The following is a 15789-nucleotide window of genomic DNA, read 5'->3' as shown; positions in this document are numbered from 1 at the left end:
ACGCATCAGCAATCAGCTGTCCTTGTTGTGGATGATGATGGTTGGGTCAGCACCGCTGATCAACGAGTTGATCGTGGTGTTGGACCAGTTCACCCCCTCCAGCTTGATCGTCACGTCGGCGTTGGCGATACCACCGGCTGCGTTAAGCTTGCCTTCGCTGCTGACCTGCAGCGTCGTCGTGCCTTCTACCGTGGAGAGCTTCAGGTAGTTGTCGATGGTGCTGCCCTTCTCGCCCTGGAGCAGGTCCTTCAGGTCGATACGGTCGCCCTCGGCCACCTTGAAGTCCTTGATCACGTCGTTGCCGGTATCGCCAACCTTCCACACGAAGGTGTCGGCGCCGCTACCCCCAGTCATCGTGTCGTCACCCTTACCGCCAAAGAGGATGTCGTTGCCTTCCCCGCCGAGCAGGGTGTCTTTACCCAGCCCACCAATGAGGATGTCATTGCCCTTGCCGCCGTCGAGGGTGTCGTCGCCGCCCTGGCCGAACAGCAGGTCATTGCCCGCGCCACCGTTGAGGATGTCGTTGCCATCGTTGCTACGCGAGACATCGAATTCGCTGACGTGCTCGACGATGTATTTGTGCAGCACGCGACCGTCGACATCCCCCAGGGCTACCCCCAGCTGGCCTGCCACGTAACCCTGAATGGCTTCGACACCGTTGCCGGCGACTGAACCGAAGGTCACCAGGTCACCGAAGATGATGTCGTTGCCATCGCCGCCGTTGACGGTGTCGTTGCCCGGCACAGTAGCTTCGCTGTGGCCCAGGATCGCTTCCGCCAGCTTGCTCGGGTCGATATTGGTTTGCGGCTTGTTATCCGTGTCGTAAGGCTTCAGGTCGTTGACATTGACTGCACTATTGAGGCCGATGGCTTCCACGCCAGAGAGTTTGGACAGCAGCAGGAAGCTTTGTTGGGAGTTGACGTCCGCCCAGTAATCGGACCAGCGGTCGGAAGTAGCGTAGGAAAACTCAAACGTGCCATCTCCCTGGGCATGCACCTGTCCACTGGCGTCACTGTCGTAACGCCAGTTGTTACCGCTACCGGTCTTGTACTCGGCAGTCATATTGCCAGCAGCATCGATGCTGAAGCGGTTGTTGCTCCCCACCAGCTTATTGGTAACCACATCGCCCAACTTGTAGTTGATCGACTTCAGTACGGAATCCAATGTGTAGCTGGAGTTCATGAGCGTGGCTTCACGCTCGCCAGTCTGGTACACGTTCGGCTGGCCGTCGGTGATGAAGAACGTCTGGCGGCTGCCGGTGTTGCCCGCGTCCATCAATTGCTTGAACCAGTTGGCGGTGGTCTTGAAGGCATCCTCGTAGTTGGTCGAACCACTGGAATAGAGCGTGTTGAGGGCACTGTAGAGTGTGCTCAGCGCGTTCTTGTCGCCCAGGTTGACCGAAACCGTACTGTTCACCTGGGTGGAGAAGTCCACCAACAGAATGTTCACCGTGCCGGATTGTGCACCCTTGACGCTGTTGGCCAAGGTATCGAACACCGACTTCAGCGATTTGCGCGCGGCATCGACCGCGCTGCCCATGCTGCCCGAGGTATCGACGATGAACGCAATGTTGTAGTCCTGGCCCGGCGTCACGTGCAGGCCACTGATGTCGGCAACGATGATGTCGCTGGTGACGGTGCCGGTGAACGTGTCGCTGTCGGTGGTCAGGTTGGTGGCGGTGTAGGTGTCCGGATAGACGGTGACCTTGATAGTGCCCTCGGTGGAGGCCGTGCTGCCGCCCACACCCTCGGTGGCGGTCGAGGTGACCTTCACATCGAAACTGCCCTGGTAGTACGCCGGCGGCTTGATGCTGAGGCCGCCGAGGTTCCAGCCGGTGACATCGACCGACGCGGCGCCGACGGTGACGGTATGGCCGGCGCCATCGCTGAGCACCGAGCCTGCCGGAATACCGGCCAGCTTGACGGTCAAGCTTTCGGAACCGTCGGTGTCGGTCAGGTTGGTGGAGATGCCGACCAGCTTGACGGTGCCATTCTCTGGCCCTTCGTTGAGCTTGTAGCCGTCGTAGTAGCCCTGGCCGTTGCTGCCGTGGAAGTCGGACACAGAAAGCCCGGCGTTACCCATCGCAGTCACGTTCGGGTACATCGGGATGGCCGAGCTGTTCAGGTCGGTCACCGGGCCGTTACCGACCTTGACGTTGATGTCCAGGCTGCCCGGGCCGGCCTGGTTGGCGTGGTAGATCTCCAGGGTGTAGTAGCCGCTGACCGACGGCGAGAAGCTGCCGGAGATCGTGCCATTCGCACCCCAGGTAGCGCCCACCACGGCGGTATTGCCGATATACACCTGCAGGCTGTCATCGGCGACGCCGCTGAAGGTGTAGGTTTGGCCGGCTTCCAGGTAGATCAGGCCCGAAGTCTTCGAGCCAGTGCCGGCGGTGACGCTGGCAACCGAATCAACGCTGGTAACCTGCTCGGTCTTGCTGGCACTACCGGAGTTGGCGAACACGGTTTTCAGCGCAGCACCGCTGATGCCGTTGCCGTTGGTGCCCAGGCCACTGAGGCTGTTCCAGGTTTCCCGGGTCAGGCCGAGCGAATCGGGGTTATTGTTGCCAATGCTCAGGCCAGGCTTGTCGGCCACAGGCGCGATGTCGACCTTCAGCGTGGCTTCGCTGCCCGCAGCGGCGCCGTCGGTAGGCTTGTACTTGATCTGGGCGTAGTCGGCCTGCTTGTTGCCCACGCCCGTTCCACCGTACCCATCGATACCCGACTCATTGAGCTTCGGTACGAACCGCAGGTTGCCGGCAGCAATATCGGCCTGGCTGACGGTCTGGTTTTGGGCAACATTGACCCAGGCGGTGCCGTTGAACAGCTGCAGCGAGCCCGCTGGCAGCTGGGTGAAGGTTACACCCAGGCTCGACAGGGCGCTGTCGACGTCGGCAACGTTGAAGTCGCTCCAGCCCAGCACCAGCGGCGTGTCTTCAACACCGCTGACGGCACCGCCGGTGGCGACCGGTGCATCGTTTACCGCGATGACATTCACGGTGGTGGTAGCGGTATTCGAGGTGTTCACGCCGTCGGTTACCGTCACGGTAATGACGCGCGGCGTGGTGCTCGGGTTCTCGCTGCTGTTGATGAAGGTGATGTTCTTGATCGCCTGAATATAGTCGGCCAGCGTTGCAGAGCCGCTCAGGGTCAGGACTACCTTGCCTTCGGTGCTATTGGCGTTGATCGAGATGCCGTTGACGCTGTTGCCCAGGTTCAACGCGTCACCCGGCTGACGGTTGGTCAGGGTGACCGTCGCGCCGGTCAGCCGCGAACTGTCGAAGTCGGTGATGCTTACGTCCACATCGCCGATCGACACGCCGCTACCCGGCTGGTTCTCGGTGAACGTGGTCTGGTAGTCGGCACCGGTACGGCCGCTGGAGTCGTTGGCATCCAGGTCCAGAACCGGCGCGGGCTCGAAGATCTGGGTAGTCACGCTACCGGCACTGGTGCTGATGTCGAGCTTCTCGAAGTTACCGCCGGTGGCCGAATCGATCTTGACGGTGAACTGCTCCGTGCCTTCGGTGACGTTGTCCTTGAGCGTCGGAATGGTGAACGTTGCCTGCGTGCTATTGGCTTTGATCACCACGGTAGCCACGCCGGTGTAGTCCGTGCCATTAGCAGCGGTGCCGGTGTAGGACAGTTTGACGGTGACGTCGGTCTCGGCCTTGTTGGTCAGGTTGAGGACGTAGCTGGCGTTGCCACCTTCGGCGACGGCGGTGGTACCGCTGATGCTCAGGGTGGTGGTCTGGATGGTATCGCTGACCGCGGTGACGGCCGCTGTTGTGCTGACGTCCAGTTTCTCGAAGTTGCCACCGCTAGTTTCGGTGATCTTCGCCGAAACGTTGCCTGCATCGATATAGACATCATCAGTTGGTGCCGCAACGGTAACGCTACCGGAGAGCTTGCCTGCTTCGATGCTGATAACAGCGCCGTTGCTGAGCTTGATGGTCATATCGGTGCCGGCCTTGTTGGTCAAGGTGGCGATGTAGGTGATCTGGCCACCTTCCTCGACACTCGGCGTAGCGCTAAGGCTGAGGCTGGTGGTGTCGATGGTGTCGGTGACCTGGGTTACTGCGTAGGCGCCGTCGGTGGACAGCCGCTCGAAGTCGCCCCCCGTACTACCGTCGATTTTGGCGCGTACCGTGCCCGCATCGATGTACGGATCGTCCCCCGGTGCCTGGATGGTGATGCTGCCCTGGGTGGCACCTTGGGCGATAGTGATGGTTTCGCCGTTGCTCAACCGCACGGTCATCTCGGTGCCGGCCTTGTTGGTCAAGGTGGCGGTATAGGTGATGCTGCCACCCTCGTCGACAGTCGGGGTTGCGGTCAGGCTCAGTACCGTAGTGTCCTTCGTGTCCGGCACATCGGTTACGACGGTGACAGGGTTTCCGGTAGCGACCACCTTCTCGTAGTTACCACCCGAGATCTCGGTGATCTTGTTGGTCAGGTCCAGGTTGGTGTTGTGGACGTTGTTCGGTGCAGTGAACGGCACCGAAGCCGACGACTCACCCACTGGAATCGTGATGGTCTGGCCGTTGGCCAGTTTCACTACCAGGTCGGTGCCGGTGACTTTGTGGTTGACCGACGCGGTGTAGGTCACTACCCCGCCTTCAGCGACGGTGGAAGTGGCGGTCAGGGTGACCGTGGTGGTGTCGATGGTGTCGGTGACCTTGGTCACCGCTGCGGTGCTGCTGACGTCGAGCTTCTCGAAGTCACCGCCAGTGGTGCCAGTGATGGTCACGCCCAGGTCTTCGGCATCGAGATACACGTCGTCGCTTGGCGCATCGACCGTAATCGAAGCTTCCTTCGAACCGGCGGCAATGGTGATGGTTTCGCCATTGCTCAGCTTGATCACCAGGTCGGTGCCGGCCTTGTTGGTCAAAGTGGCGGTGTAGGTGATTTTGCCGCCTTCGGCCACGGTTTCCGTCGCGGTCAGCGTGAGCGAAGTGGCATCCGGGGTCGCTGGGTTGTCGGTGACAGTTGTCACCGGCTCGCCAACAGCCACAGTCTTCTCGTAATTACCGCCCGAGATCTCGGTGATCTTGTTGGTCAAGTCCAGGTTGGTGTTATGGACGTTGTTTGGCGCGGTGAACGGTACCGAAGCCGACGACTCACCCACTGGAATCGTGATGGTCTGGCCGTTAGCCAGCTTCACTACCAAGTCAGTACCGGTGACTTTGTGGTTAACCGAGGCGGTGTAGGTCACTACGCCGCCTTCAGTAACCGTCGAGGTCGCGGTCAGGGTGACCGTGGTGGTGTCGATGGTGTCGGTGACCTTGGTCACCGCTGCGGTGTTGCTGACGTCGAGCTTCTCGAAGTCACCACCGGTGGTGCCAGTGATGGTTACGCCCAGATCTTCGGCATCAAGATACACGTCATCGCTTGGCGCATCGACGGTAATCGAGGCTTCCTTCGAGCCGGCCGCAATGGTGATGGTCTCACCGTTGCTCAGCTTGATCACCAGGTCGGTGCCGGCCTTGTTGGTCAAAGTGGCGGTGTAGGTGATTTTGCCGCCTTCAGCCACGGTGTCCGTCGCGGTCAAGGTCAGCGAAGTAGCGTCCGGAGTCGCTGGGTTGTCGGTGACAGTTGTCACCGGTTCGCCAACGGCCACAGTCTTCTCGTAGTTACCACCCGAGATCTCGGTGATCTTGTTGGTCAGGTCCAGGTTGGTGTTATGGACGTTGTTCGGCGCGGTGAACGGCACCGAAGCCGACGACTCACCCACGGGAATCGTGATGGTCTGGCCGTTGGCCAGTTTCACTACCAGATCGGTACCGGTGACTTTGTGGTTAACCGACGCGGTGTAGGTCACTACGCCGCCTTCAGTAACCGTCGAGGTCGCCGTCAGGGTCACGGTGGTGGTGTCGATGGTGTCGGTGACTTTGGTCACAGCCGCAGTGCTGCTGACGTCCAATTTCTCGAAGTCACCGCCAGTGGTGCCAGTGATGGTCACACCCAGGTCTTCGGCATCAAGGTAAACGTCGTCGCTCGGCGCGTCGACGGTGATCGACGCTTCCTTGGAACCGGCAGCAATGGTGATGGTTTCGCCATTGCTCAGCTTGATCACCAGGTCGGTGCCAGCCTTGTTGGTCAAGGTGGCGGTGTAGGTGATCTTGCCGCCTTCAGCCACGGTGTCCGTTGCCGTCAAGGTCAGCGAAGTAGCGTCCGGGGTCGCTGGGTTGTCGGTGACAGTCGTCACAGGCTCGCCAACGGCCACGGTCTTCTCGTAGTTACCACCCGAGATCTCGGTGATCTTGTTGGTCAGGTCCAGGTTGGTGTTATGGACGTTGTTCGGCGCGGTGAACGGCACCGAAGCCGACGACTCACCCACTGGAATCGTGATGGTCTGGCCGTTGGCCAGTTTCACTACCAGATCGGTACCGGTGACTTTGTGGTTAACCGACGCGGTGTAAGTGACCACACCGCCCTCGACCACGCTTTGCGAGGCAGTCAGGGTCACGGTGGTGGTGTCGATGGTGTCGGTGACTTTGGTCACCGCTGCGGTGTTGCTGACATCGAGCTTCTCGAAGTCACCGCCGGTAGTGCCAGTAATGGTCACGCCCAGGTCTTCGGCATCGAGATACACGTCGTCGCTCGGCGCGTCGACGGTAATCGACGCTTCCTTGGAACCGGCGGCAATGGTGATGGTCTCGCCATTGCTCAGCTTGATCACCAGGTCGGTGCCAGCCTTGTTGGTCAAGGTAGCGGTGTAAGTGATCTTGCCGCCTTCAGCCACGGTGTCCGTTGCCGTCAAGGTCAGCGAAGTAGCGTCCGGAGTCGCTGGGTTGTCGGTGACAGTTGTCACCGGCTCGCCAACAGCCACAGTCTTCTCGTAATTACCGCCCGAGATCTCGGTGATCTTGTTAGTCAAGTCCAGGTTGGTGTTATGGACGTTGTTTGGCGCGGTGAACGGTACCGAAGCCGACGACTCACCTACAGGAATGGTGATGGTCTGGCCGTTAGCCAGCTTCACTACCAAGTCAGTACCGGTGACTTTGTGGTTGACCGACGCGGTGTAGGTCACTACCCCGCCTTCAGTAACCGTCGAGGTCGCGGTCAGGGTGACGGTGGTGGTGTCGATGGTGTCGGTGACTTTGGTCACCGCTGCGGTGCTGCTGACATCGAGCTTCTCGAAGTCACCGCCGGTAGTGCCGGTAATGGTCACGCCCAGGTCTTCGGCATCGAGATACACGTCATCGCTTGGCGCATCGACGGTAATCGACGCTTCCTTCGAGCCGGCCGCAATGGTGATGGTCTCACCGTTGCTCAGCTTGATCACCAAGTCGGTGCCGGCCTTGTTGGTCAAGGTAGCGGTGTAAGTGATCTTGCCGCCTTCAGCCACGGTTTCCGTCGCGGTCAGCGTGAGCGAAGTGGCATCCGGGGTCGCTGGGTTGTCGGTGACAGTTGTCACCGGCTCGCCAACGGCCACGGTCTTCTCGTAGTTACCGCCCGAGATCTCGGTGATCTTGTTAGTCAAGTCCAGGTTGGTGTTATGGACGTTGTTTGGCGCGGTGAACGGCACCGAAGCCGACGACTCACCTACAGGAATGGTGATGGTCTGGCCGTTAGCCAGCTTCACTACCAAGTCAGTACCGGTGACTTTGTGGTTAACCGACGCGGTGTAGGTCACTACCCCGCCTTCAGTAACCGTCGAGGTCGCCGTCAGGGTCACGGTGGTGGTGTCGATGGTGTCGGTGACTTTGGTCACCGCTGCGGTGCTGCTGACATCGAGCTTCTCGAAGTCACCGCCGGTAGTGCCAGTAATGGTCACGCCCAGGTCTTCGGCATCGAGATACACGTCGTCGCTTGGGGCATCGACGGTAATCGACGCTTCCTTCGAACCGGCGGCAATGGTGATGGTTTCGCCATTGCTCAGCTTGATCACCAGGTCGGTGCCGGCCTTGTTGGTCAAAGTGGCGGTGTAGGTGATTTTGCCGCCTTCGGCCACGGTATCCGTCGCGGTCAGGGTCAGCGAAGTAGCGTCCGGGGTCGCTGGGTTGTCGGTGACAGTTGTCACTGGCTCGCCAACGGCCACGGTCTTCTCGTAGTTACCGCCCGAGATCTCAGTGATCTTGTTGGTCAAGTCCAGGTTGGTGTTATGGACGTTGTTTGGCGCGGTGAACGGTACCGAAGCCGACGACTCACCTACAGGAATGGTGATGGTCTGGCCGTTAGCCAGCTTCACTACCAAGTCAGTACCGGTGACTTTGTGGTTAACCGACGCGGTGTAAGTGACCACACCGCCCTCGACCACACTTTGCGAGGCAGTCAGGGTCACGGTGGTGGTGTCGATGGTGTCGGTGACCTTGGTCACCGCCGCCGCGCCGCTGACGTCGAGCTTCTCGAAGTCACCGCCGGTGGTGCCAGTGATGGTCACACCCAGGTCTTCGGCATCGAGGTACACGTCATCGTTTGGCGCGTCGACGGTGATCGAGGCTTCTTTAGAGCCGGCGGCAATGGTGATGGTCTCACCGTTGCTCAGCTTGATCACCAAGTCGGTGCCGGCCTTGTTGGTCAAGGTAGCGGTGTAGGTGATCTTACCGCCTTCGGCCACGGTATCCGTCGCGGTCAGGGTCAGCGAAGTGGCGTCCGGGGTCGCTGGGTTGTCGGTGACAGTCGTCACTGGCTCGCCAACGGCCACGGTCTTCTCGTAGTTACCGCCCGAGATCTCAGTGATCTTGTTGGTCAGGTCCAGGTTGGTGTTGTGGACGTTGTTCGGTGCAGTGAATGGCACCGAAGCCGACGACTCACCCACTGGAATCGTGATGGTCTGGCCGTTGGCCAGTTTCACTACCAGGTCGGTGCCGGTGACTTTGTGGTTGACCGACGCGGTGTAGGTCACTACCCCGCCTTCACCGACGGTGGAAGTGGCGGTCAGGGTGACCGTGGTGGTGTCGATGGTGTCGGTGACCTTGGTCACCGCTGCGGTGCTGCTGACATCGAGCTTCTCGAAGTCACCGCCGGTAGTGCCAGTAATGGTCACGCCCAGGTCTTCGGCATCGAGATACACGTCGTCGCTTGGGGCATCGACGGTAATCGACGCTTCCTTCGAACCGGCGGCAATGGTGATGGTTTCGCCATTGCTCAGCTTGATCACCAGGTCGGTGCCGGCCTTGTTGGTCAAAGTGGCGGTGTAGGTGATTTTGCCGCCTTCGGCCACGGTATCCGTCGCGGTCAGCGTGAGCGAAGTGGCATCCGGGGTCGCTGGGTTGTCGGTGACAGTTGTCACCGGCTCGCCAACAGCCACAGTCTTCTCGTAATTACCGCCCGAGATCTCGGTGATCTTGTTGGTCAAGTCCAGGTTGGTGTTATGGACGTTGTTCGGCGCGGTGAACGGCACCGAAGCCGACGACTCACCCACGGGGATAGTGATGGTCTGGCCGTTAGCCAGCTTCACTACCAAGTCAGTACCGGTGACCTTGTGGTTAACCGACGCGGTGTAAGTGACCACACCGCCCTCGACCACGCTTTGCGAGGCAGTCAGCGTCACAGTGGTGGTGTCGATGGTGTCGGTGACCTTGGTCACCGCTGCGGTGCTGCTGACGTCGAGCTTCTCGAAGTCACCGCCGGTGGTGCCAGTGATGGTCACGCCCAGATCTTCGGCATCGAGGTACACGTCATCGTTTGGCGCGTCGACGGTGATCGACGCTTCCTTGGAACCGGCAGCAATGGTGATGGTCTCGCCATTGCTCAGCTTGATCACCAGATCAGTGCCGGCCTTGTTGGTCAAAGTGGCGGTGTAGGTGATCTTGCCGCCTTCAGCCACGGTGTCCGTTGCCGTCAAGGTCAGCGAAGTAGCGTCCGGGGTCGCTGGGTTGTCGGTGACAGTCGTCACAGGCTCGCCAACGGCCACGGTCTTCTCGTAGTTACCACCCGAGATCTCGGTGATCTTGTTGGTCAGGTCCAGGTTGGTGTTATGGACGTTGTTCGGCGCGGTGAACGGCACCGAAGCCGACGACTCACCCACTGGAATCGTGATGGTCTGGCCGTTGGCCAGTTTCACTACCAGATCGGTACCGGTGACTTTGTGGTTAACCGACGCGGTGTAAGTGACCACACCGCCCTCGACCACGCTTTGCGAGGCAGTCAGGGTCACGGTGGTGGTGTCGATGGTGTCGGTGACTTTGGTCACCGCTGCGGTGTTGCTGACATCGAGCTTCTCGAAGTCACCGCCGGTAGTGCCAGTAATGGTCACGCCCAGGTCTTCGGCATCGAGATACACGTCGTCGCTCGGCGCGTCGACGGTAATCGACGCTTCCTTGGAACCGGCGGCAATGGTGATGGTCTCGCCATTGCTCAGCTTGATCACCAGGTCGGTGCCAGCCTTGTTGGTCAAGGTAGCGGTGTAAGTGATCTTGCCGCCTTCAGCCACGGTGTCCGTTGCCGTCAAGGTCAGCGAAGTAGCGTCCGGAGTCGCTGGGTTGTCGGTGACAGTTGTCACCGGCTCGCCAACAGCCACAGTCTTCTCGTAATTACCGCCCGAGATCTCGGTGATCTTGTTAGTCAAGTCCAGGTTGGTGTTATGGACGTTGTTTGGCGCGGTGAACGGTACCGAAGCCGACGACTCACCTACAGGAATGGTGATGGTCTGGCCGTTAGCCAGCTTCACTACCAAGTCAGTACCGGTGACTTTGTGGTTGACCGACGCGGTGTAGGTCACTACCCCGCCTTCAGTAACCGTCGAGGTCGCGGTCAGGGTGACGGTGGTGGTGTCGATGGTGTCGGTGACTTTGGTCACCGCTGCGGTGCTGCTGACATCGAGCTTCTCGAAGTCACCGCCGGTAGTGCCGGTAATGGTCACGCCCAGGTCTTCGGCATCGAGATACACGTCATCGCTTGGCGCATCGACGGTAATCGACGCTTCCTTCGAGCCGGCCGCAATGGTGATGGTCTCACCGTTGCTCAGCTTGATCACCAAGTCGGTGCCGGCCTTGTTGGTCAAGGTAGCGGTGTAAGTGATCTTGCCGCCTTCAGCCACGGTTTCCGTCGCGGTCAGCGTGAGCGAAGTGGCATCCGGGGTCGCTGGGTTGTCGGTGACAGTTGTCACCGGCTCGCCAACGGCCACGGTCTTCTCGTAGTTACCGCCCGAGATCTCGGTGATCTTGTTAGTCAAGTCCAGGTTGGTGTTATGGACGTTGTTTGGCGCGGTGAACGGCACCGAAGCCGACGACTCACCCACTGGAATCGTGATGGTCTGGCCGTTGGCCAGTTTCACTACCAAGTCAGTGCCGGTGACCTTGTGGTTGACCGACGCGGTGTAGGTTACTACCCCGCCTTCAGCGACGGTGGAAGTCGCGGTCAGGGTGACCGTGGTGGTGTCGATGGTGTCGGTGACTTTGGTCACCGCTGCGCCGCTGTTTACATTCAACTTCTCGAAATCACCGCCTGAAGTATCGGTGATTTTGACACGAAGGACTTCAGCATCGACGTATACGTCGTCGCTTGGGGCATCGACGGTAATCGAAGCTTCCTTCGAGCCGGCGGCTATGGTGATGGTCTCGCCATTGCTCAGCTTGATCACCAAGTCGGTGCCAGCCTTGTTAGTCAAGGTGGCGGTGTAAGTGATCTTACCGCCTTCGGGCACGGTATCCGTCGCACTGAGACTCAGGCGGGTAATATCCTTGGTGCCTGGGCCGTCGGACACCATTGTCACCGGCTCGCCAACCGCTACGGTCTTCTCGTAGTTACCACCCGAGATCTCGGTGATCTTGTTGGTCAGGTCCAGGTTGGTGTTGTGGACGTTGTTCGGTGCGGTGAACGGCACCGAGGCCGACGACTCGCCCACCGGAATGGTGATGGTCTGGCCGTTGGCCAGTTTCACTACCAGATCGGTACCAGTGACTTTGTGGTTGACCGAGGCGGTGTAAGTGACCACACCGCCCTCGACCACGCTTTGCGAGGCAGTCAGGGTCACGGTGGTGGTGTCGATGGTGTCGGTGACCTTGGTCACCGCCGCCGCGCTGCTGACGTCGAGCTTCTCGAAGTCACCACCGGTGGTGCCAGTGATGGTCACGCCCAGGTCTTCGGCATCGAGATACACGTCGTCGCTTGGCGCGTCGACGGTGATCGAGGCTTCTTTAGAGCCGGCGGCAATGGTGATGGTCTCACCGTTGCTCAGCTTGATCACCAGGTCGGTGCCGGCCTTGTTGGTCAAAGTGGCGGTGTAGGTGATTTTGCCGCCTTCAGCCACGGTGTCCGTCGCGGTCAAGGTCAGCGAAGTGGCGTCCGGGGTCGCTGGGTTGTCGGTGACAGTTGTCACTGGCTCGCCAACGGCCACGGTCTTCTCGTAGTTACCGCCCGAGATCTCAGTGATCTTGTTGGTCAGGTCCAGGTTGGTGTTGTGGACGTTGTTCGGTGCAGTGAACGGCACCGAAGCCGACGACTCACCCACTGGAATCGTGATGGTCTGGCCGTTGGCCAGTTTCACTACCAAGTCAGTGCCGGTGACCTTGTGGTTGACCGACGCGGTGTAGGTCACTACCCCGCCTTCAGCGACGGTGGAAGTCGCGGTCAGGGTGACCGTGGTGGTGTCGATGGTGTCGGTGACCTTGGTCACCGCTGCGGTGCTGCTGACGTCGAGCTTCTCGAAGTCACCACCGGTGGTGCCAGTGATGGTCACGCCCAGGTCTTCGGCATCGAGGTACACGTCGTCGCTCGGCGCATCGACCGTGATCGAGGCCTCTTTCGAGCCCGCGGCAATGGTGATGGTCTCGCCATTGCTCAGCTTGATCACCAGATCAGTGCCGGCCTTGTTGGTCAAAGTGGCGGTGTAGGTGATTTTGCCGCCTTCAGCCACGGTGTCCGTCGCGGTCAAGGTCAGCGAAGTGGCGTCCGGGGTCGCTGGGTTGTCGGTGACAGTTGTCACTGGCTCGCCAACGGCCACGGTCTTCTCGTAGTTACCGCCCGAGATCTCAGTGATCTTGTTGGTCAGGTCCAGGTTGGTGTTGTGGACGTTGTTCGGTGCAGTGAACGGCACCGAAGCCGACGACTCACCCACTGGAATCGTGATGGTCTGGCCGTTGGCCAGTTTCACTACCAAGTCAGTACCGGTGACTTTGTGGTTGACCGAGGCGGTGTAGGTCACTACGCCGCCTTCAGTAACCGTCGAGGTCGCGGTCAGGGTGACCGTGGTGGTGTCGATGGTGTCGGTGACCTTGGTCACCGCCGCCGCGCCGCTGACGTCGAGCTTCTCGAAGTCACCGCCGGTGGTGCCAGTGATGGTCACACCCAGGTCTTCGGCATCAAGGTAAACGTCGTCGCTCGGCGCGTCGACGGTGATCGACGCTTCCTTGGAACCGGCAGCAATAGTGATGGTTTCGCCATTGCTCAGCTTGATCACCAGGTCGGTGCCGGCCTTGTTGGTCAAAGTGGCGGTGTAGGTGATCTTACCGCCTTCGGCCACGGTGTCCGTCGCGGTCAAGGTCAGCGAAGTGGCGTCCGGGGTCGCTGGGTTGTCGGTGACAGTTGTCACTGGCTCGCCAACGGCCACGGTCTTCTCGTAGTTACCGCCCGAGATCTCAGTGATTTTGTTGGTCAAGTCCAGGTTGGTGTTGTGGACGTTGTTCGGTGCAGTGAACGGCACCGAAGCCGACGACTCACCCACTGGAATGGTGATGGTCTGGCCGTTGGCCAGTTTCACTACCAAGTCAGTGCCGGTGACCTTGTGGTTGACCGACGCGGTGTAGGTCACTACCCCGCCTTCAGCGACGGTGGAAGTCGCGGTCAGGGTGACCGTGGTGGTGTCGATGGTGTCGGTGACCTTGGTCACCGCCGCCGCGCCGCTGACGTCGAGCTTCTCGAAGTCACCGCCGGTGGTGCCAGTGATGGTCACACCCAGGTCTTCGGCATCAAGGTAAACGTCGTCGCTCGGCGCGTCGACGGTGATCGACGCTTCCTTGGAACCGGCAGCAATAGTGATGGTTTCGCCATTGCTCAGCTTGATCACCAGGTCGGTGCCGGCCTTGTTGGTCAAAGTGGCGGTGTAGGTGATCTTACCGCCTTCGGCCACGGTGTCCGTCGCGGTCAAGGTCAGCGAAGTGGCGTCCGGGGTCGCTGGGTTGTCGGTGACAGTTGTCACTGGCTCGCCAACGGCCACGGTCTTCTCGTAGTTACCGCCCGAGATCTCAGTGATTTTGTTGGTCAAGTCCAGGTTGGTGTTGTGGACGTTGTTCGGTGCAGTGAACGGCACCGAAGCCGACGACTCACCCACTGGAATGGTGATGGTCTGGCCGTTGGCCAGTTTCACTACCAAGTCAGTGCCGGTGACCTTGTGGTTGACCGACGCGGTGTAGGTCACTACCCCGCCTTCAGCGACGGTGGAAGTCGCGGTCAGGGTGACCGTGGTGGTGTCGATGGTGTCGGTGACCTTGGTCACCGCCGCCGCGCCGCTGACGTCGAGCTTCTCGAAGTCACCGCCGGTGGTGCCAGTGATGGTCACACCCAGGTCTTCGGCATCAAGGTAAACGTCGTCGCTCGGCGCGTCGACGGTGATCGACGCTTCCTTGGAACCGGCAGCAATAGTGATGGTTTCGCCATTGCTCAGCTTGATCACCAGGTCGGTGCCGGCCTTGTTGGTCAAAGTGGCGGTGTAGGTGATCTTACCGCCTTCGGCCACGGTGTCCGTCGCGGTCAAGGTCAGCGAAGTGGCGTCCGGGGTCGCTGGGTTGTCGGTGACAGTTGTCACTGGCTCGCCAACGGCCACGGTCTTCTCGTAGTTACCGCCCGAGATCTCAGTGATTTTGTTGGTCAAGTCCAGGTTGGTGTTGTGGACGTTGTTCGGTGCAGTGAACGGCACCGAAGCCGACGACTCACCCACTGGAATGGTGATGGTCTGGCCGTTGGCCAGTTTCACTACCAGATCGGTACCAGTGACTTTGTGGTTGACCGAGGCGGTGTAAGTGACCACACCGCCCTCGACCACGCTTTGCGAGGCAGTCAGGGTCACGGTGGTGGTGTCGATGGTGTCGGTGACTTTGGTCACAGCCGCAGTGCTGCTGACGTCCAATTTCTCGAAGTCACCGCCAGTGGTGCCAGTGATGGTCACGCCCAAGTCTTCGGCATCGAGGTAAACGTCATCGCTTGGCGCGTCGACGGTGATCGAGGCCTCTTTCGAGCCGGCGGCAATGGTGATGGTCTCGCCATTGCTCAGCTTGATCACCAGATCAGTGCCGGCCTTGTTGGTCAAAGTGGCGGTGTAGGTGATCTTACCGCCTTCAGCCACGGTGTCCGTCGCGGTCAAGGTCAGCGAAGTAGCGTCCGGAGTCGCTGGGTTGTCAGTGACAGTCGTCACAGGCTCGCCAACGGCCACGGTCTTCTCGTAGTTACCACCCGAGATCTCAGTGATCTTGTTGGTCAGGTCCAGGTTGGTGTTGTGGACGTTGTTCGGTGCAGTGAACGGCACCGAAGCCGACGACTCACCCACTGGAATGGTGATGGTCTGGCCGTTGGCCAGTTTCACTACCAAGTCAGTGCCGGTGACCTTGTGGTTGACCGACGCGGTGTAGGTCACTACCCCGCCTTCAGCGACGGTGGAAGTCGCGGTCAGGGTGACCGTGGTGGTGTCGATGGTGTCGGTGACCTTGGTCACCGCCGCCGCGCCGCTGACGTCGAGCTTCTCGAAGTCACCGCCGGTGGTGCCAGTGATGGTCACACCCAGGTCTTCGGCATCAAGGTAAACGTCGTCGCTCGGCGCGTCGACGGTGATCGACGCTTCCTTGGAACCGGCAGCAATAGTGATGGTTTCGCCATTGCTCAGCTTGATCACCAGGTCGGTGCCGGCCTTGTTGGT

1 protein-coding gene (only partly in view) is annotated in these 15789 nt (G+C 60.1%); it reads right to left on the bottom strand.

What is annotated here, in order from left to right; genetic code table 11:
* Positions 1–12 precede the first annotated feature (12 nt).
* On the bottom strand, positions 13–15789 hold the 3' portion of the coding sequence (locus DV532_RS00675) for an immunoglobulin-like domain-containing protein (RefSeq protein WP_120715282.1). Its footprint extends 16479 nt past the window's final position; only the last 15777 of its 32256 coding nucleotides appear in the window; its start codon lies off the right edge, out of view; it ends in the stop codon at positions 13–15.

It is taken from the genome of Pseudomonas sp. Leaf58 (assembly GCF_003627215.1).
Classification (GTDB): Bacteria; Pseudomonadota; Gammaproteobacteria; order Pseudomonadales; family Pseudomonadaceae; genus Aquipseudomonas.
This window is presented reverse-complemented; position numbering and strand designations above follow the sequence as displayed.